Annotated in this window: 17 protein-coding genes; 1 reads left to right on the forward strand and 16 read right to left on the reverse strand. The window is 72.6% G+C overall.

The window, feature by feature from the left end; genetic code table 11:
- Window positions 1-288: 288 nt before the first annotated feature.
- From ABZT87_RS30515 to ABZT87_RS30575, 13 genes are all read right to left on the reverse strand, one after another.
- Window positions 289-948, reverse strand: a complete 660-nt coding sequence (locus ABZT87_RS30515) for a class I SAM-dependent methyltransferase (RefSeq protein ID WP_355139834.1) — start codon at window positions 946-948, stop codon at window positions 289-291.
- Between the two features lie 653 nt (window positions 949-1,601).
- On the reverse strand, window positions 1,602-2,084 hold the full coding sequence (locus ABZT87_RS30520; protein WP_355139836.1) for a hypothetical protein: 483 nt from the start codon (window positions 2,082-2,084) through the stop codon (window positions 1,602-1,604).
- A gap of 757 nt (window positions 2,085-2,841) precedes the next feature.
- Window positions 2,842-3,249: a nitroreductase family deazaflavin-dependent oxidoreductase gene (locus ABZT87_RS30525; protein WP_355139837.1), complete on the reverse strand. Its 408-nt coding sequence runs from the start codon at window positions 3,247-3,249 to the stop codon at window positions 2,842-2,844.
- Between the two features lie 204 nt (window positions 3,250-3,453).
- Window positions 3,454-3,834: a DUF4913 domain-containing protein gene (locus tag ABZT87_RS30530; protein WP_354855682.1), complete on the reverse strand. Its 381-nt coding sequence runs from the start codon at window positions 3,832-3,834 to the stop codon at window positions 3,454-3,456.
- The gene (locus tag ABZT87_RS30535; RefSeq protein ID WP_355139839.1) at window positions 3,828-5,261 is read right to left on the reverse strand and encodes a glycoside hydrolase family 19 protein; all 1,434 of its coding nucleotides are present in this window, start codon (window positions 5,259-5,261) and stop codon (window positions 3,828-3,830) included. The genes ABZT87_RS30530 and ABZT87_RS30535 overlap by 7 nt, the downstream gene beginning before the upstream one ends.
- A 4-nt stretch (window positions 5,262-5,265) precedes the next feature.
- On the reverse strand, window positions 5,266-7,014 hold the full coding sequence (locus tag ABZT87_RS30540; RefSeq protein ID WP_355139841.1) for a TraM recognition domain-containing protein: 1,749 nt from the start codon (window positions 7,012-7,014) through the stop codon (window positions 5,266-5,268).
- Window positions 7,011-8,765, reverse strand: a complete 1,755-nt coding sequence (locus ABZT87_RS30545) for an ATP/GTP-binding protein (protein WP_355139843.1) — start codon at window positions 8,763-8,765, stop codon at window positions 7,011-7,013. Before ABZT87_RS30545 ends, ABZT87_RS30540 begins: the two co-directional genes overlap by 4 nt.
- The gene (locus ABZT87_RS30550; RefSeq protein ID WP_354855686.1) at window positions 8,762-10,261 is read right to left on the reverse strand and encodes an SCO6880 family protein; all 1,500 of its coding nucleotides are present in this window, start codon (window positions 10,259-10,261) and stop codon (window positions 8,762-8,764) included. The genes ABZT87_RS30545 and ABZT87_RS30550 overlap by 4 nt, the downstream gene beginning before the upstream one ends.
- A 20-nt stretch (window positions 10,262-10,281) precedes the next feature.
- The gene (locus ABZT87_RS30555) at window positions 10,282-11,805 is read right to left on the reverse strand and encodes a hypothetical protein (RefSeq protein ID WP_355139845.1); all 1,524 of its coding nucleotides are present in this window, start codon (window positions 11,803-11,805) and stop codon (window positions 10,282-10,284) included.
- A 1-nt stretch (window position 11,806) separates the two neighbouring features.
- Window positions 11,807-12,544 carry a hypothetical protein gene (locus ABZT87_RS30560; RefSeq protein ID WP_355139847.1) on the reverse strand — a complete coding sequence of 246 codons (738 nt, stop codon included), beginning with the start codon at window positions 12,542-12,544 and terminating at the stop codon, window positions 11,807-11,809.
- 3 nt (window positions 12,545-12,547) lie between these two features.
- Window positions 12,548-12,916, reverse strand: a complete 369-nt coding sequence (locus ABZT87_RS30565) for a hypothetical protein (RefSeq protein ID WP_354863163.1) — start codon at window positions 12,914-12,916, stop codon at window positions 12,548-12,550.
- 67 nt (window positions 12,917-12,983) lie between these two features.
- Complete coding sequence (locus tag ABZT87_RS30570; protein WP_355139849.1) at window positions 12,984-13,670, reverse strand: hypothetical protein; 687 nt, start codon at window positions 13,668-13,670, stop codon at window positions 12,984-12,986.
- Window positions 13,667-14,170, reverse strand: a complete 504-nt coding sequence (locus ABZT87_RS30575; protein WP_355139851.1) for a hypothetical protein — start codon at window positions 14,168-14,170, stop codon at window positions 13,667-13,669. Before ABZT87_RS30575 ends, ABZT87_RS30570 begins: the two co-directional genes overlap by 4 nt.
- Before the next feature lie 299 nt (window positions 14,171-14,469).
- On the opposite strand from ABZT87_RS30575, the gene ABZT87_RS30580 reads away from it, so the two are divergent.
- Window positions 14,470-15,423, forward strand: a complete 954-nt coding sequence (locus tag ABZT87_RS30580; protein WP_355139853.1) for a hypothetical protein — start codon at window positions 14,470-14,472, stop codon at window positions 15,421-15,423.
- Window positions 15,424-15,487: 64 nt separating this feature from the next.
- Here the strand turns inward: ABZT87_RS30580 and ABZT87_RS30585 are convergent, their stop codons facing one another.
- From ABZT87_RS30585 to ABZT87_RS30595, 3 genes are all read right to left on the reverse strand, one after another.
- On the reverse strand, window positions 15,488-16,729 hold the full coding sequence (locus ABZT87_RS30585) for a ricin-type beta-trefoil lectin domain protein (protein ID WP_355139855.1): 1,242 nt from the start codon (window positions 16,727-16,729) through the stop codon (window positions 15,488-15,490).
- Between the two features lie 125 nt (window positions 16,730-16,854).
- Window positions 16,855-17,823 (reverse strand): zf-HC2 domain-containing protein, encoded by a 969-nt coding sequence (locus tag ABZT87_RS30590; RefSeq protein WP_355139857.1) that lies wholly within the window; start codon window positions 17,821-17,823, stop codon window positions 16,855-16,857.
- 99 nt (window positions 17,824-17,922) lie between these two features.
- Entirely contained in the window at window positions 17,923-18,489 is a 567-nt protein-coding gene (locus ABZT87_RS30595) for a sigma-70 family RNA polymerase sigma factor (RefSeq protein WP_354974593.1), read from the reverse strand.
- Between the last annotated feature and the right edge of the window lie 57 nt (window positions 18,490-18,546).

An 18,546-nucleotide genomic window follows, 5' to 3' on the forward strand; every position in this document is an offset into this window, starting at 1 on the left:
CTGGGCCGCGAGGATACCGGACGACGGTCAGGCGTCTCGCAACAGCGAAACAGGATCAGACCGCCCTGGCCTAACGGGTCGCCATGTCCGCGCATGACCCTGAGACGCGGCCGCAGCGAACCCCGGACCGAGCGTCGCTCCTGCGCACCACCCGCCATGCAAGGAAGTCACGGATGGGATCGGGGTCTCATTTGACGGGACCTGCTACCGGTCCGGCGCGGCGGATCTGTGCGACCGACGTCGATGTGAGCAGACTTGTCAATGCGACAGTCGACGACCCGTGATCCCCTACCCAATTCCGGAGTCGGTCTTGCGGACCAGCATGTACCCGTATGAGGGCTCCGGCTCTTCGGGTGGCGTGCTGCCCTGAAAGATCAGTGCGAACCCGGCGGCGGTGAAGCGTTCCTCCATTTCTCGGGCAGAGAGCCAGTACCGGTCGAAGTCGATGCCGAAGCTCCCGACGCGGCTGCCGGGAGGGTTACGGTGCCCGGTACCATCGCCGTGCTTGAATGCGGTCACCAGGTATCCGCCCGGCTTAACTACCCGGGCGAGTTCGGCGAAGGCCGGAACCCTGGCTTCTGGTGCCAGGTAGATCAGCGAGAACCAGCAGACCACCCCGGCCAGCGAGGCGTCCTCGAACGGCAGGCCGCGTAGGTCGGCAACCTCGTATGTGAAGCCGGGGTTCTCCCGTCGAGCCACCTCGACCATCCCGGGCGAGAGATCCACGCCGCGAGGCGACAGGCCTCGGCTCGCAAGGTAGGGAAGAAGCCGTCCGGTGCCGCAGCCCACGTCCGCGATCTCCACGCCCACCGCCAGGGTCATCTCGGCGAACAGGTCGAGCATCGCCCGCTCGACCGGCATGCTCTCGAGCACTCCGGTTAGGTTCTTGGCGTACCACTCCGAGAGCACGTCATGGGCGTCTCGGAGTTCTTCGGTCCTGGCGTCCATCCCCGTTGGCCTTCCCGTCGAGACCCGTTGTGGCGGCGAATCTACCCCGGCTGGGCGAGGCGCCTCCTATGGGGACGGCTTCAGCGTTCGCGTGCGCGGGCAGAGCGACCAGATGGCCCGTCTGCCACTGCCGTAGGTGGTCTACTCGTGTTGCCAACCGAGGAGAACTACGCCGGGGAGGGCCGTCAGCTCGGCGAAGCATCCGTCTCCGCGCTTGCTGGTACGCCGCCGTCCAGCACGGTTGCTGTCAGCGTTGCTGTCGAGGCAGCAGTGCCGCCGCAATCGCGGAAATAGGCTGTCGATCATGCATGGGTTCACCGACGTCGACCGCCAGTCAGACCCGGACTCGTGGGTCGACGTACTGGACCGCCTCACCGAGGAACCCTTCTACCAGGCATACCAGCAGCGGGTCCGTCAGCTGCTCCATCCGGCGCCTGGCCGTCGCTACGCTGATGTTGGCGCTGGCACAGGGGCACGACGCATCGCAAGAGCCGCCGACTCCTTGACCCCCAGGCAACCAACACGGGGGTTGGCCCGCCGTTTCGCGGGCGTTGAACTGCTGGGAACGTCCATCAGTATTCCTGCTCGTCCGCTGGCGTCCGACCCGATCGTCACCAGTTAGTCACCCCCAGGCGAGTTGCAAGATCCTTGCCTCAATCGTCCTCGGTGACTGTGAAGGGCGCGTAGCCCTCCCTCACCTCCGTCACGTCAAGGTCGCTGAAGATGAGAGTGATGGCGTGAGCGTTCATCTTGAAGCGGACCTCGTGAAAGGGAATGCCGACCTTGTCAGCCCACGACCGGGCACGCTCGGAGTCTGCCACCACCTCCGCACCTGGGTAGAGCGGCTGCCAGCGCACCGCCCACACAAAGCCGTCCAGGTCCGGACCGATCTCCCGGTCGGTCAGTCGCTCGTCGAGCGAGCAACGCCAGGTCTCGGGACTCACCGCCGTCTGCACCTCGGCTGCGACGCAGTACTTGAAGAGGTAGCGGAGGTGGACGGGTGGGATGCCGGTACGCGGGTCTGCGGTGACGTAGACGATGACTTCGTAGTCGCGGACGTAGTCGGTGTACCCGTGATGCACGATCGCGCCGTCGAAGATGTCATCCAACGCCTGGCTGAGCTGCGCGATCTCCATGCCCCGTTCTACCACCCGCCGGAACACTGCCCTGGCGGGGACGGTCGAGCTGAGAGAGCGCGGGAGGCTGCGCCTGGCTAGCTGCGTGGCTGATGCAGCCGCCGTTCGCCGCAGCGGCATCTACAGAGGAACCTGCGGCACCCACGGTGCTCAAAGCGACCCCGCAGGTGGTCCCCAGCCGGACCACCGACCGGCCCAGCCAGCCCGAAGAGGGCCAGGTGCCAGAGGGCACACCCGCGATCATCGCGGCGGTCGCCGCTCAACCACGCGACACACCGCTGCTTTCAATCTGCTCCCAATGTAAGCGGCACATACGGCGAAGCCCGTTACCGGCTACTCCGATAACGGGCTTCTGACCGTACAAACTGAGAGTGGGCGATGCTGGTATCGAACCAGCGACCTCTTCGGTGTGAAACAGGACGCTGCACCCTCTCCGACCTGCGTGAACGTAGAGCCGCAGGTAGGGGTGGGTGCTGTTGAGGGCCGTTCGACGCCGTTGGCCGCAGTTCAAGGCCGTTTAGAGCACCCTGTTGCTCCCAATCTGCTCCCCGGATCCGTGGTTCGCACCGACCGCCGACCTCGCGGAGTGAGCTGCCAGCCTTGGGCTTTGGCTGGTGCCAACGCCGGTTCTCATCTGGATCGATCGGTTGGAGAGCATCCCCCACGAACACCGCGCCTGGTCAGCGGCGTGAGCGGATACGTGCCAGATCAGCGGCGTGGCCCGCACCGGCGGGCGATGGAGTTGGGCCGTCTCTGCCTACGGCGCAGGTTCCAGTACCACCACTGGGATCTGGCGGGTGGTCTTCTGCTCGTAGTCGGCGAAGCCTGGATACGCGGCCTTCTGCGCGTTCCAGATCCGCTCCCGCTCGTCCCCAGTGGCAACTCTGGCGACCAACTCGACCTTGTCCGTACCGATCTCCGCGCGGACCTGCGGCTGAGCCAGCAGGTTGTGGTACCAGTCGGGATTGGTGGGCGCACCGCCCTTGGACGCGAACACGGCGTAGCCGCCGTCCACCTTCTGGTACGTCATCGGGTTCACGCGCGGCTGGCCGCTCTTGGCGCCGATCGTGTGCAGCAGCAGCAGCGGCGCGCCAGCGAACTGACCGCCGACCTGCCCACCGTTGGCGCGAAACTCGACGATGATCTTGTCGTTCCAGTCGCTCATGCCTTCTCCTCGCCTTCGCGCACCGGCTCCTTAAGCACTATTCTGACAGTCCCACCGGGGCGTGACACTGCGAGCACGCACCAACGACCTTCACCGGGGGCATTCAACCAACGCTCGCCGCCACCGCTACCTCGCCGGCATCGGCCGAAGGACGGCCGGCCGCCCCGGCTGCCGCCCTTTCGGACGGTTCCCCCGGCGGGCCGCTCAGTCGTCGCGCTCGACGTAGGGCCGGTCCTTGGGCCGGTGTCCCCCGGGCTTGCAGCCGGCGAACGGTCCGTTGGGGTTGCGCAGCGCGTCCATGGTCGGCCAGAGGTGGTTCTGGTGCCAGAGGGCCGGGTCGGTCGGCGCCGCCCGGGGGCCGGTGCGTTCCTGCCAGGCGAGCCAGAGCCCGTGCAGGTAGGCGATCGCCTCCGGGTGTTCCCGCCAGCGGGGGCACCAGGGCGCGCCGGAGGTGACCTCGCCGCCGTAGACCGGGAGCAGCAGGCCCTCCACCCAGGAGGTGAGCCGGCGCAGCTCCTCGGCGTACTCGGGTCCGTCCAGGTAGAGGATGAAGAACGGCCTCGGCGGCGGCTCGTCGGTCAGCACGTCAGCGTCCCCTCGTCACCGGGGTCGACGCCGAGCGCGGCGGTGAACCGCCGGTACGCGTCGACCCGCGCCCGCACCTGCGCGGCGTTGCCACCGCTGCACTCCAACGCCCCGTTGATGCTGCGGATCGTCTCGCCGAACCCCCCGCCGCCGGTGATCGCGGCGTGCGGGGTGGTCGTGCCCGCGCCGCTCTGGGTCATCCAAAACCAGAGCGCGGTACGCCATGCCACCGCCGGGTCGGTGGCCACCAGGTCCGGGTTGCCGAGCAGGTCCAGCCCGAGCGCGTCGCCGGCCGCCTTGTAGTTGGTGTTCCAACTGAGTTGGATCGGCCCCCGCCCGTGGTAGGCGCTACGGCCGGCCGGGCAGCCGTAGGGCTGGCCGCCGTCGCAGTAGGTGCCCCACGCGGCCCGGTCGATCTCCTCGACGTGGACCAGGCCGCCGGACTCGTGGTCCACGTTGGCCAGGAACGCCGCCAGTTCCCGCTTGCGGGTCGCCTCGTCGCCGGTGCCGGCGAAGTCGGGGAACGTGGCCATCGCGTCGGTGAGCCCGGCGTACGTGTAGAAAGTGTTGCGGTCGGGGAACATGGTGTCGAACGTCGACCCGGTCAGCAGCGTGCCCTCGTCCCCCGTCACCACGCGCTTCTTCGCCCCGGCCCCCGGCGACGCCGTCGGTGTCGGCAAGGCGGTGGACGTGTCCGTCCCGCCGATGGTGTAGCGGGCGAACAGCCCGCGCACCCGCAACGGGTAGCTGTCCAGCACGATGACCGGCATGCCGCCCAGCGCCTTCACCGCCTCCGTGCCCTGGTCCCAGGCCATCAACGTCAGCGTGAGATGGTCGCCGACGACCGTCTTCTCGTCCAGCATCCGCTGGGTCTCCTCGGCCAGTTGACAGAACCACCGGGCGTGGGCGTAGATCGAGTCCTCCGGGTCCAGCGCCGAGGCCTCGCCGCTGTCGTCGTCGTCCTTGCCGTAGCGCTCGAACACGTCGGGGGTGAGCTGGGACAGCCCCTTGCGGCCGTCCTGACCCTCCTTGTCCGCGTCGAAGTCCGACGCGTACTCGATCTGGGCCGCGAGGATCACGGGGGTGAGCAGGTCGCACTCACGGGCTGCCGCCCGGATCGGCGCGACCAGGTCCGCGTCGGGCACGCCCGACTCCTTGAACCCGCCGCGGCCGTCGCCGCCGGCGAGTTCGGTGAGGACGCTGCCGCCGGCGCCCGGGCCGAGCGTGCTGTCCGGGTCCGGTGAGTACGAGGTCATCTGCGAACCGCTGAGCAGGATGATGACCACCAGGACGATCAGGGCCAGCGCCGCCATCGCGGCCAGCGGGAGCATCCCGACCATCGAGATGATCAGCCAGGTGATCTGGGTGGCGCCGAACCGGTTCGTCGCCGTCTGGTGCGCGGCCCGCGCGGCCGCCAGCTTCGACACGCCGTCACCCGGCCCGCTGGCGCCCGGCCGCCGCCCGCGCCCGCGCGGTGACCGCCTCCGCCTCGACGCGGGCCGCAGCCGCGATCGGCCCGGCGTCCGGCTCCTTGTACCAGGGACGCAACCGGATCACCGCCGGCCGCACGCCGGTTGCCAGCAGCAGCGCGGTGCCCTTCGGCAGCGCCCGGATCCGGTCCGCCGGCAGCACCTGCTCCTGCCGGTACGACACCGACCGGGACGAGCCGTCGCGGGACCGGGAGTAGGTTGGCGTACGGACGTCGTGCTGGCCGATCAGACGGGCCACCTTGTCCACGAAATCGGCGTCGTCCAGCCCGGCGCCCAGCAGCTTGACCGTGGCGGCGCCCCACAACGCGTCCATCCCCGCCTCGCCCCAGACCCGTACCCCCTGCCGGTAGCTCTGCAGCAGCGTCACCACGCTGATGCCACGCGAGCCGAGGTGGCTGTAGAGGTCGGGCAGGTCGGCGATGCGGCACACGTTCGCCGCCTCGTCCAGCACGGCGGTCATCGGCGGGTCCAGCCGGCCGCCCATCCGCTCGGCGGCCACCACGCCGGCCCGGACCACGGCGTCCGCCAGGCCGGCGATCACTCCGGCGGCCGAGCCGCCGCCGTCCTTGGACAGCAGGTAGAGCGTGTCCCGGCTGAGCACGTGCTCCTCCGGGACGAACTCGGGGCGGTCCGGGTCCGGACTGACCCAGGCCAGGATCTCCGGGTCGAGCAGGCAGGCGACGCACTGCCGGGACGTCTCGTAGATGCCGTCGCGGGTCTCGACCGCGCCGCGTACAGTGCCCTGGAGCTGATCGGCCATCGCGTCCAGGCCGGCGTCGCGGAGCAGGTCGACCGGGGTACGGTCGCCCGGGTCGGCGAGCCAGGCCAGCATCTCCCCGACCGTCGCGCCGCCGTGCGAGGCGGCGAGGAAGAGCGCGGTCAGCGTGTTCTGCGCGGCGGCGATCCAGAAGTCCCGCTTCGACGCGTCGTCGTTGACCGAGCTGACGAAGTGGCCGGCGAGCCGCCGCGCGCCCTCCAGGGTGCGGCAGCCGCCGAGCAGGTCCCACCACATGTCGCGCTCGGTGTACGCGACGCCCTGCGGGTCGAACGTCCACACCTGACCCACCCGGGCCCGCTCCTGCCGGGTGACCAGGTAGACGTCCGACTTGTTCGAGGTGAGCAGCACCGCGCCGGGCGCCCGCAGCACCCGGGGGATGGCGATCCCGGTGGATTTGCCGGCCCGCGGGGCCATCAGGTCCAGTTCCACGTCCTCGTACGACGAGCGCAGCTCCGGCCCGGACGGCAGGAGATCGCCGAGCAGGTTGCCGGTGTCGTCGGGGCGCAGGCGGGCGGCGTCGCGCAGGGACGGGCGCAGCTCACGGGCCCGGGCCTCGGCCGCCTTACCGGTCATGGCGCGCAGGTCGGCTGCGCGGGCCAGGTTCGACGACTGGCCGAGGCGACGGGCGACGGCGCGGGCCGCCGCGACCACCGGTGCCGCGACGGCCGGGACGAGCACGACCGCGCCGCCGTACACCAGGGCCGGCGGCACGCCCGGCCAGACCGTCCCGACACCGCCGCCGAGCAGGCTCAGGTAGACGTCGAGGCGGAACGGAGGCGGATGCCAGCCGTACCCGCCGACGGCGGTGGCCAGCGTGCCACCGAGCCACAGCAGGACGAAGGCGGTGAGGTTGATCAGCGCGAGCGTCGGGATCAGCCAGGCCAGCAGGTCTCCGCCGGTGCCGCGCTTCACCGGGCACCCGCCCCGGGAAGGTCGCCGGCCGTCACGGCGCGCACTACCGCGGCGCGTTCGGCCAGCATCCGCTCCGCGTCGCCGTTGGCGATCCACCGCGTGTTCGTGTCGTGCAGGTGCCGCTCGGCGTCCGTGATCGCTACCCGGATCGGGATGCCGGGCCGCCCACCGACCTTGATCAGAAACCGGCCTCGGCCGGGCGGCTCCTCGTTGGCGCCGTCCTGCGCCCAGCCGGCCGGCGAGGACCAGGACGAGACCAGGTCGATCTCGCGCCGGGAAAGCCCCACCACGCGGCCCAGGTCCTCCATCTCTGCCTTCGGCAGCCCGGCGCAGGCGACCATGCCGGCGCGCTCCACGAAACCCCGGGCCTTCGCCTTGTCCGCCTCGCTGCCCAGGGCCTCGGCGTCCTTCAAGGTGTGGGTGATCTTCGCGTCGGCGAGCCCGAGCGAACGGTTCAACCGGGTGAGCGCGTCGATCCGGTCGACGATGCCGGAAGCCGCCCGCAGCGGGCGCCACAGCTCGTCCAGCACGGTGAAGAACCAGCGCCGGGGCGCCAGGCCCGAGTCCGCCAAGGCGTGCGACGCGGACACCGTACCCAGGCCGTCCGACCAGGCCGCGAGCATCGCGGCGGCGGTCAACTGCCCGTCCGCCTCACCGATGCGGGAGATGTCGATGCAGACGGCGGTGGCGTCCGGGTCGATCCGGGTGGCGGTCTCGGAGGCGAAGGTGTCGCCGAGCGGGCCGTCGAGGATGCCGAGCAGCGACCGGTGCAGCGGGTCGACGGCGTCACGGTAACGCGACTCCTGACCCCGGTCGAGCGTGACCTGCCGGACCCGCGGCGGCCCCGCCTCCAGCACCGCGAGCAGGTCCGGCAGCCGGTACGTCCGGCCCGGCGGCGTGGCTTCGCGCAGGTGCCGCAGGCAGGCCGAGAGCACCGACTGCTCGTGGTCGCTGATCGGCACGCCCCGCACGATGGTGAGCAGCGCCGCGACCATGTTCAACACCCGGCCGTGGGTTTCGGCGGCCAGCGCCTGCCCGGCCTGCCCGCCGATCCGCGCGGCGGCGGCGCCCATCGCGCCGGGGTCCAGCACGTTGAGCCCGCCGACGCCCCGGGCGATGGAGATGACCTGCCCGCCGAGCGCGCGGACGGTGTCCGCGTAGTCGGGCTTCAGGTCGCCCAGCACCAGAGGGACGACGCCCTGCGCGGCCAGGCCGATCAGCATCCGATTGATCAGCGTGGACTTGCCGAGACCCGGCATGCCGAGCATGAACAGCGACGGGTTGGAGATGTAGCGCGCCCGGGTGAACCAGTTGAGCGGATCCCCGCACACCGTGGCCCCGGTGCTGATGTGCTGGCCGAGCGGGACCCCGGTCATCGGGGCGCCGGAGCCGGACGCGAACGGCCAGAGCCCGCACGCCTGCACGGTGGTGGCCCGCCACATGGTCGGCGGGTCCAGCGTGGCCACCCGTCCGCCGCCCACGACGGGCGACCCCCGGTGCGGCACCTGATCGGCGCGGTCAGCCCGGGCCAGCCGCTGCCGGTACCGCTGCTCGGCGGCCTCCTCCGCAGCCCGCCGCCGACGCGCCCGGCGCAGCGCCCGCGGGGTCTGCTCGCCCGTCTCGTCGGGCTCCCGGTCCTGCGCGTCCACGTCCGGCACCACCAGACCGGACATCGCGGTGACCGGTCCGGACGTCATCCGGGGCCAGCCCGCCCCGAGATCCAGCAGCCGCACGCCGTCGCCGCCCGTCACATCGCCTCCTGCAGGTCGTGCGGAACGAACGCCTGCTCCCAGGGCAGGATGCCGACGGGCAGGGCGCAGGTGAACGCCGCGGCCTGCATCCGGTCCGCCGGGCGCATCGCGATCCGGGTGGCGCCGAGCAGGTTCCGCATTGTCACGTTGGCGTCGCGCACCTCGGCGGCCGAGTCGACGGTCAACGTCACCAGCATCGAGAACTCGACCAGACCGGCGCCGGAGGCCTCCTCCGCCGCCGTCTGCTCGGCCGCCTGGATCTCCGCGACCGCGCGGGCCCGGACCAGGCCCTTCGTCGAGTTCGCCATGAACTGGGCGGACCGGCGGTCCGACTCGACGATCCGGGCGGAGGTCGCCGGATCGATCGGACGGTAGATCAGGGCCACCCGCTTGCGGCGGATGCCGGCGGCCGGATCGAGCAGGCTGCGCAGGATCCCGGAGCGCACCACGCCGCGCGGCGCCATGGTCAGCAGCCAGCTCCGGGACACGCCGGAGTCGTGCTGGTAGGCGGTCACCGACTCGATCGCGGCGGCCGGCCCGGCGTCGTCCCACTCCAGCCCGGTGCCGCCGTGCTGAGCGCGTACGTCGAGCACCTCGGCCGAGACGGCCGGGTCGTAGGCGACCCGGACGACCTCGGCGATCCGCTCCGCGGACAGCGGCTCCGCCGACCCGCCGCCGGCCGCCACCAGCCCGTTGAGCACGCCGTGAAGCCGCAGCCCCAGGTCGGCGAGCATGGTGTCGTCGTCGCGCCGGGCGCCGCCGGGCGCCGAGTAGGTCAGCGTCAGGTAGGTGTTCATCTCCGAGGACGCGTCCGGGTAGTTGCGCACCACCTCCTCCATCACCGCGCGGGCGGCGGGCGGCGCGTCCGGGGAGATCCGGCCCAGCACCTCGGTGGCGAGCCGGGTGCCGGGGTCCGGCGCGGTCTCCACCACCACCGAGGCGCCGCGCAGTCCCGGCTCGTGCGCCAGCCGGGACAGCCAGTCGCCCCACAGCGCCACCCACGTGTCGACCTGGTCCGGGTCGACCAGCGACCCGCCGTCCGGCTCGCAGCTGAGCACGATCGTGTACTGGTGACGGTTGGGGTGGTGCAGCACGCCGAACGGGCGGTCGTACGGGTCGCGCCCCTCCAGCATGACCGCCCGGCTCAGCAGGCCGGGCGGGCGGAACCGTCCGCCGGGGCGTGTCGACAGCGGCCCGGAGACGTAGAGGTGCTGCCGCTTGGACTTGCGGCGCAACCAGCCCACCCGGACGCCGACCATCTGGAAGACGTTGCGGCCGTCCGGAGTGCGGATCGCCAGCGGCGCCAGCGTCAACGCGAGCGGCAGCCCCACCACCAGGGCCGCGTCCAGCGAGATCATGGACGCGAGCAGCACCAGCACGAGACCGCCGAAGAGGCCGACGGTCCCGATCAGGCCCAGCGAGCCCAGGCCGGCCTTGCGGGGGCGGCGCCAGTTGCCGTACGTGAGTGTCTTGATCTGTTCGGTTGCCGTGGTCATGGTCGTCCTCCTGGGCCGGCCTAGTCTCGATCGGGGTCCGGCAGCGCGCCGCGGGCGATGCCGGCGGCGTGCCGGTGGGTGCCGGCGACGACGCCGGCGCTCTTCTGCACGGTCCAGGCGGCGGCGCCGACCGCGCCGCCGACGACCCGGCCGGCCGTCGACGCGACGCTGCGCCCGCCGCCACCTGCCGACCCGCCACCGCCTGCCGCATCGCTGCCGGACGGCGGGCTACTCGCGGGCGCCGGGGTGCTGCTCGCGGGGGTGCTGCCGGATGCCGATTCGCTCTCGGGCGCCGGTCTGCTGCCCGACGCCGGCTCGCTACCGGACACCGGCTCGCTACCGGACGCCGGTTCCCCGCCGGACGCCGGTTCCCCGCCGGACGCCGGCTTACTCCCGGACGCCTGCTGTCCTGCGGACGTCGACCCGCCACCGCCGGCCGTGCCCTCGGCTGTGGACGCCCCGTCGGGCGTGGAGGCGCCCTCGGCCGTGGACGCCCCGTCGGACGTCGACGCCCCGTCGGCCTTGGACGCGCCGTCGGACTTCGACGCACCATCAGCCTTGGACGCGCCGCCCCCCTTGGACGCCGCGCCGGTGGGCGCGCCGCCGCTCGGCGCCCTGGCCGCGCCGCCGCCGCTCGAACCGCCGCCACCGGCGATCCGCTTGGCCCCGCTCGCCACCGCGCCCGCGCCGGCGGCGCCGGCGGCGACACCCGCGCCCACGCCGTCGGACGAACCGAGCGCCGCCATGGCCGGCACGATCAGTCGCATCAACGCCGGCAGCGCGACCGCGGCCATCAGCAGGATGGCCGCGCCGGCCAGCTTGTAGTGCTTGGCGTCGCCGTCGACCGAGCCGATCATCGCCGCCCCGGAATACATGATCAGCCCGACCACCGGTTTGAACGCCAGCCAGGCCACCATCCAGGCGATGTGCTTACGCCACCACCCGCCGCCCGACTCGGTCATCGACGCCGCGGCGGCCAGCGGCAACGTGCCGGTGAGCAGCACCATCGCGCCGAGCCGCAGGTACATCAGGATCACGTGGATGCAGCCGGCGACCAGCAGCAGCAACCCGATGATGATCAGCAGGAACGCGGTGAGCCCGTCGGTGCCACAGTTGGCGATCAGTTTGAGCTGCGCCTTGATGCCCTGGTCGTACAGGTGGTCGCTGTAGTGGTCGGCCTCGGTGGCGAGCAGGTTGAGCACGGTCCACGCGGCGCCCACGGTCAGGATCATGCGGACCAGGCCCGACAGCGCCGTCCACAACGCCTGTCCCCGCCGTAGCAGTGCCATCCGGAACGCCGCAGCCAGCAACGACGCCACCGCTATGGTCACCACGAGCCAGTCGGTCTGCAGGTGGATCTGATCGTTGATCTTCTCGTCGCCGAGCGTCGGCACGTCGCCGAGGTTGGCGAACAACTCCACCGCCGCGCCCATGATGGCGCCCGCGATGTCGCTGAGGATGCCGTCGATGCCCCGCTCGAAGAAGCCGACGACCTGCCCGATCTCCCCGATGTAGACGGCGTCGCCGGTCGCGCACTCGGCCATCTCAGCTCTCCTTCCACAGCACGAAGCCGGCCAGCGAGATCACCGGGGTGACCGGGCCGTAGAGACCGCCGGAGCTCAGCGGCCGCAGCCGCCAGTCCACCCCGCTCCAGTCCGCCGTGTAGTCGACTGAGAAGTAGCGCGCCGTCGCCTGCCGGACCAGCACCCGGACCACGGCCGTCCGGGGCGTGTAGCGCACCACCAGGAACCCGGCGAGCCGGTTGGAGGTCTGCGGCGGGCCGCCCTCCTCCAGCGACTCACGCATCGCGTCGAAGTAGTCCCGCCCGAGCCCGGGCACGAGCTGCTGCCGGCTGACCGTACGCCAGTCCGGGCCGCTCATCTGCCGGGAGATGGTGTGCACCGCCAGCACCGCGCCCATCGGGGTGTGCGCGAAGCACCAGCGCAGCGGCCCGGTGGCCTTCAGCGGCCCGGCGGAGGCGGAGAACGGGGTCTGCGCGCCGTTGAGCGGATGCCACGTGACGTCGGTCGGCGCCGCGTCCGGGATTCGCTGCGCGGCGTCCACCGTGCGGCAGCCCTGCGGTCGCGACCCGTCCGGCGCGAGGCCGCCGATCACCGGCCCGGACGCGGGCGCGGCCCGGGAACCGGTGTCCCCGCCCCCGTAGAACGCCGCGCCGACGCCGGTGCAGAGCGCCAGCACCACGAAGGCCGCCGACACCTGCCACCGACGGTGCCGCCAGAACGGCCCCTCCTCCGCCGGCCCGGATGCGTGTCGCGCGCGCATGCGTCAGTTCCCGTCCGCCTGGCCGCCGGTGCCGAAGACCCAGGTCACGATCGGGCCCGCGGTGGCGACCAGGATGCAGCCGCCCAGCACCATGCCCAGCCGGCTCATGTGCTCCGAGCTCTCACCCCGCTTGTGTGAGATCGCCATCACCGCGCCGGTGATCAGCACACCGAGGACGCCGGCCGCCGTACCCGCCCAGGCGACCAGGCCGAGCGCCTGCTCGACCTTCGTGGCGAGCTCACTGGGCACCGAGTTTTCGCCGGTCGCCGGCTGCGGCACCCCGCCAACGAAATCGCCGCCCAGCTCGGGCGCGGGACGGATCCCGAACGGGATCCGAACCAGACCGCTGTAGTAGATGTCGGAGAGGGCCATTGGGTGCTCCTTCAGTGCTGGGAAAAGGGGTTGGTCAGTCGGCCGGGGCCGGGGCTCGTCGAGGTGGTCACTGGCTGAACCCGAGCGCCTCGACGAGCGGCCCGGCGGTGGTCGCGAGCAGGCACGCCGCCATCACGAACGCGATCTGCTTGGTGTACTCGGTCCGCTCCTCCAGCGCGCCGCGCCGCAACTGCGAGGCCAACGTCATGCCGGTCAGCAGCAGGCCGAGCACCGCGGCGGCGCTCACGCACCAGGCCATCAGCGTCAGAAGCTGCACCACCGGGGCGTTCGGGTCGTCGACGGCCACCTGGTACGGCTCGATCGACGGCGCCTCGAAGCTCTTCTTGTTGATCGCGTTCTCGCACTTGAACTTTCCCGCGTACAGGGCGCCCTTGAGCGTGCACGAGTGCGACCCGGTGATGTCCACGTTGTCCTTGGTCCGCGAGTGGCCGCTCAGGTCCACCAGCATCTCGACGTCCATCCAGACCGTGTCGCCGTCGGTGAACTCGGCGGTCAGGTCGAACGACCCGTCGGTCGAGCCCTTCTTGCCGGAGCAGACCCGGTCGCCGCCACCGGCCGGGTAGGTGTTCACCGTGGTGGTGGTCTTCAGGCAGATCTTGTAAAGGAACGCCGCGTCACCGCCGTCCACCGTCACCGTGTAGGTGCCCGCCGCCGCCCACGCGGCCGGCGCCGGCCCGAGCAGCGCCAGGACCAGGGCGGCGACGACCCAGCCCGCCCGGCGGGTCCGGCTCACCGCGACCCCCGCCCCGGCCGGGCCTCCACCAGGGCGGCCAGCCGGGCCAGCTGGCGCGGCGGACGCTTCGGTTCCGCACCCACCCGGTACGACGGGACCCACGGCACCCGGTGCACCGGGGCGATCGCGCGCAGCAGCCGGATCCGGCCGAGAAGCGGCGCCGGCAACCGGCCCGGGGCGTCGGCGATCAGCACCACGCCCACCAGCCGCATCCCGGCCGGGTGCCGGCCCTCCCGCATCGCGTTTAACGCGCGGGAGACCGCCCGCAGGCCGTCGAGGCTGGTCCGCCCGACCACCGCGACCCGGGCCGGATCGCCGATCGCCGCATCCGGCCACCGGCATCCGATGTCGGTGCCGCCGAGCAGGCGGGTGAGGGTGGAGGCGCCGGCGCCGCCGTGCGCGCCGATCCAGCCGATGCCCTCGTCCGAGAGGACATCGCGGTGTCGGATCGGACGCTCGTCGCGCTCCCGTGGTCGCCGCAGCATCACCGGCTGGCTCATCGTCCGTCTCGCCTCCCTGTCTGCTCGCCGTCGTCGGTCGCCGGCCGCGCCTGCGGCGCCTCGGCGGCGCGGGCGGAGCGGTCGACGGCCGCTCTACGACGCGACAGCCCACTCGGTTCAGCGCGGGTTCGAGGTTTTTTCCAGCCGCCGCCCGGCGGAGAAATCCGGGGGCACGGCTGAACCGGGGCCGGGGCCGCCGCGTAGACGGTGCACCGCGATCCGTGGGAGGGAGGCGGCACACCGAGCCGGCGGCGAACCGCCGGTTGGCCCATCACGAACCAGCGCTCGAAGGAGTGACCATGTCCGACCCCAGGTACGGCTACGAGCCGGATCCGCTGCAACGCGCCCAGACGTTCGCCGGTGCGGAGAACGACTACGAGATGGAGGCTGCGGACCGGCACTACAGCCTGCCGGTCAACCCGTACAGCCAGGCGGCGTACGCGTCCACGTCCGCGTCCACGGCGCCCCCGCAGTTCACCGACTCGTTCAACGGAGGGCGGCGGGTGTCGCCGCCCGCCGCCCCGGCCCGTTCGGAGCGGAACTCCGCCGCGCGTGGCTCCGGCGCGAGCCGGAACTCCGCCGCCGCCGACCAGCAGGTGGGGCGGCTCCGCCGCCGGTCCACCTACGTCGCCACCGACCCGGACGCGCTCGTGCGGACGGCCATGCAGGTGGGCGCCGTCACCACGCCGGCGCCGGTGGAGCCGCGACGCGGCAGCCAGGTGCGGCCGGCCAACCCGGACCGTCCGACCGAGAGCGAGGCGCGGCAGGGCGCCAAGAACGCCGGCTTCACCGGCCTCACCCAGTTCAAGGAGTACATGAACACGTACCTGCCGCCGGGTGCGGAGTTCACCGCCGGCTCGTTGAGCGCCATCTCCGGCGTCCTGGAGGGCTGGGCGGCGCGCGGCACGCAGATCAGCGCGTCCGCCGTGACCGCCTTGAAGTCCGGTGTGGAGTTCATCGACGCCGCGCAGAGGGGTGACTGGACGAAGGCCGCGGTGCACGCCGGGAACCTCAGCGGCCTGGGCATGAGCATCGCCGGCACCGCCGCCAATGCCACCCAGCTCACCGCGGCCGGCGGGTTCGTCACCGCCGGCGCCGCGCTGACCAACGCGGCGGTCGACCAGCGGCGCTCGGCGATCCAGCAGCAGTCGCAGAACGTCGACCTGGAACGCGGGCGGACCAGCCCGGGATCGAGCACGGCCCCGGCGGCGAGCGCGGCACAGGGTCAGGCGCCGGCACGCGGCCGGAGGTGACCGCTCGACACGACCGGTGGGCCCGGGTGAACGATCACCCGGGCCCACGTCGTGTCCCGCCGGGTCAGCGTCCGGTCTCGCGCCAGTTCTGGTTGCTCTGGCCGGCGGCGCACTCCCAGATCTGCAACGGCGCGCCGTCGTCGGAGTTCCAGTCGCGCACGTCGAGGCACTTGCCGGAGTTGGGGTTGCGCAGCAGGCCGCCCTCGGCGACCCAGACCTGCGCCGGCCCGCCGTTGCACCAGGCGAGCTGCACCTTGGCCGCGTTGTCCCGCGACGCCCACGCCACGTCCATGCACTTGTCCAGCACCTTCAGCGTGTGGTCGGACCCGCGCGTGAACCGCTGGGCCGGGGTGCCGTTGCACCGCCAGAGCTGCAACCGCACGCCGTCGGCCGACTCGCCGCCCGGCACGTCCACGCACTTGTCCGCGTACCCGCGCAGCGCGAAGCCGGAGCCGGAGCCGGAGCCGGATCCGGAACGGTCGGCGGGACGCTTCGCGGGCGGGGCCGACGGGGCGCCGCCGTTGCGGAACGTCACCACCACCTCGGCGCAGCCCGGGCAGTTGTAGACCGTCTCGTTGCCGGCGACCCGGTCGTGGGTGGACCAGAGGTAGGCGCGCGGACCGAACGGGAGCAGCGCGGAGGTGTACCCGCTCTCCGCGTCCCGGTTCGGGTTGACGCAGTTCACCCGGTCGCCCCGGACCGGGTCACGCACGGCGTGCGCCTCCGGGCAGGCGGCGAGCATCTGCCCGGCCGAACAGTCCCACCGCGCGCAGCTGCCCGCCTTCTCCGGCCGGGGTGCGCCGGGCGCGTCGATCGTGATCGTCGTCGACAACGCGTCGACGTAGCTGACGTTGTACCAGGGCGCGCCCGCGTTGTTCCGGTCAAAGTTGAATTCGGCCAGGCTCACCGGCTCCGCGCCCCGCTCGCACCGGTCGGCGAAGGCGCCGCAGTCACCAACCAGGCAGCGGAACGAGCCGTTCGGGTCGCCGCCGCAGCGCTGGCGGGCGAAGAACCGGCCGCGCCAGTGGCCGGGCTCGCCGGCATCCGGGATGACGATCGTGCTCGACTCGCCGGGGCCCAGCGTGGGCAGGCCGGTGATCGGCCGCGAGCCGTCCCCGCTCTCGCCCGCGCCGATCCACAACGTCTCCGCGGTGCCGTTGACGAACGTCACCCGCTCCCCGGTGGCGGCGGTCGCCGGGCCGCCCGGCACTCCCACGGTCAGCCCGAGCGCGAGCAGCACCACGGCGAGGAGCGCGGCCCTTCTGCTCGTCCTGTGGGTCGGCGATGATTCGGTGGTCACACCCATGTAGCCCTCCTTGGCCTGGCGAGGACGCACAACGTCCCCCGACGAGCGCGGCATGCGCACGGCCACACGACGGCGCGGGAGGGCTTCCGGTTCAACCGGAGTCGGCGCGGATCGGAGGCTCTCGGTCAGCGTGAGATCGGCGCGGTGACCACCGAGGTGCCGTCGGTCAGGCCGACGCCGACGAAGGAGAGGTCGTCGACCGGCGGCGACAGCTCACCGGTCACCTCCTGCGGCCCGGCCGAGGCGGTCCAGTCCCGGACCGGGTGGGTGACCCCGTCGCGGGTCACCGCGAAGAGCCGGTAACGCAGCCCCGGCCGCAGCCCGGTCGCGGTGATCCTGATCGTGGAGCCCTGACCCTCGTGGGTGGTGATCGACACGGAGAGGCTGACGCCCTGGCCCGGCGCCTCACCGGTCGCGGTCAGCACCAGGTCGTCGCGGCCCCCGCCACCGACCGCAGCCACGATCCCGCCGGTCAGCACCGCGAGCGCCAGCACGACCGCCCCGCCCCAGAGCAGCAGCCGCCGGCGGGCGGACAGCGCCCGGGAGCGGCGGCCGGTCGCCCTACCCGGCCCGCTCGCGCCGGTCGGGCCGGCGCCGCCGGGCGCGCGCCCCGGGCGGACGCCCCGCGGCCCCGCCGGCCCGCGACCGGCGACGGTGCTCGGGCCCGTCGTGCCCAGGGCGTCGGTTCGGGGTACGCCGGTCGGGTCCGACGCCGGCGCGACGTCCCGCACGTCACTCGGTCCGGGTGTCGACCCCGGCGTCGGCGCGGTGGTTGACGTGCCGGTGGCCGGGGATGGAGGTGCCGGACTGCGGCCCGGCGCGAGCGCGTCCTCCGGTCCCGGCGCGGAAGGCGGCAGGACGGACGCGGGTGGCAGGACGGACGCGGGCGGGAGGGCGAACTCGTCCCAGTCCGCCGCGCTGAGTCCGCCGAGCCCGCTGGTCACCCCGCCCAGGTCGCCTGCGGCGGAGAGGCACTCCCAGCAGCCGGCCAGGTGCGCTTCGAAGGCAACGCGGTCGGTCTCGTCGAGCGCGCCGAGCAGATAGAGCGCCAGGGCCTCGTGCTCGGACGTCGGGTTCTCACCGCCGGTGCGCATCACGCCCCCTTCCCGACCCGACAGAGGGTGCGCCGGAGCGATGATCCGGGACACCGCGCCGGTGCCGCGAATCGGACGAGTAGTCGCCGGGACGTGACATCAGGCCGACTCGATCGGGCCGATCGCCGCGTGCAGCGCCCGCACCGCGTAGTACGTCCGCGACTTTACCGTACCCTCGGGTATGCCGAGTCGCTGCGCCGCCTCCGCGACCGAGGCTCCCTTGTAGTACATCTCGATCAGGACGTCGCGGTGCTCCGGCTTGATCTGCCGCAGCGCCAGGCGGACGGTGTGGGCGCTGACCACCCGGTCCATCTCGTCCTCGGCCGTGGTGAGCCGGTTGAGGTCGGGCACGGCGACCTCCGGCGGCCGGGCCTGCCGGGCCCGGCCGGCGTCGACGGCCACGTGCCGGGCGACGGTGTAGAGCCAGGGCGCGATCCGGCGCGGCTCCTCAGCCAGCGTCCCCAGGTTCCGCCAGGCCCGCAGGAACGTCTCCTGGACCAGGTCCTCGGCCAGCTCCTGGCGGCCGAGGACGAGCCGGGTGATGAAGCGCAGCAGCGGTTCACGGTACTGCTCGTGGATCCAGCGCATGAGGCTCTCCGGCGAGCCCTGCCCGACGGCCTCGCCCGGCACTCCGGGCTCCACCGCCTCGTTGGGCACCGCCGACACAGAACGCCTCCCCCTGACGTGTGGGGCGTGCCCGCACGGCCGGCCCGGCACGACGGC

It is taken from the genome of Micromonospora sp. NPDC005237, assembly GCF_040607775.1.
Classification (GTDB): domain Bacteria; phylum Actinomycetota; class Actinomycetes; order Mycobacteriales; family Micromonosporaceae; genus Micromonospora.

Excerpts from the sequence above, each read along its gene's own strand:
- ABZT87_RS30515 (WP_355139834.1), bottom strand. The coding sequence starts at position 948 with ATGGACGCCAGGACCGAAGAACTCCGAGACGCCCATGACGTGCTCTCG.
- ABZT87_RS30520 (WP_355139836.1), bottom strand. The coding sequence starts at position 2,084 with ATGGAGATCGCGCAGCTCAGCCAGGCGTTGGATGACATCTTCGACGGC.
- ABZT87_RS30525 (WP_355139837.1), bottom strand. The coding sequence starts at position 3,249 with ATGAGCGACTGGAACGACAAGATCATCGTCGAGTTTCGCGCCAACGGT.
- ABZT87_RS30550 (WP_354855686.1), bottom strand. The coding sequence starts at position 10,261 with ATGACCACGGCAACCGAACAGATCAAGACACTCACGTACGGCAACTGG.
- ABZT87_RS30555 (WP_355139845.1), bottom strand. The coding sequence starts at position 11,805 with ATGGCCGAGTGCGCGACCGGCGACGCCGTCTACATCGGGGAGATCGGG.
- ABZT87_RS30560 (WP_355139847.1), bottom strand. The coding sequence starts at position 12,544 with ATGCGCGCGCGACACGCATCCGGGCCGGCGGAGGAGGGGCCGTTCTGG.
- ABZT87_RS30565 (WP_354863163.1), bottom strand. The coding sequence starts at position 12,916 with ATGGCCCTCTCCGACATCTACTACAGCGGTCTGGTTCGGATCCCGTTC.
- ABZT87_RS30575 (WP_355139851.1), bottom strand. The coding sequence starts at position 14,170 with ATGAGCCAGCCGGTGATGCTGCGGCGACCACGGGAGCGCGACGAGCGT.
- ABZT87_RS30580 (WP_355139853.1), top strand. The coding sequence starts at position 14,470 with ATGTCCGACCCCAGGTACGGCTACGAGCCGGATCCGCTGCAACGCGCC.
- ABZT87_RS30585 (WP_355139855.1), bottom strand. The coding sequence starts at position 16,729 with ATGGGTGTGACCACCGAATCATCGCCGACCCACAGGACGAGCAGAAGG.
- ABZT87_RS30590 (WP_355139857.1), bottom strand. The coding sequence starts at position 17,823 with ATGCGCACCGGCGGTGAGAACCCGACGTCCGAGCACGAGGCCCTGGCG.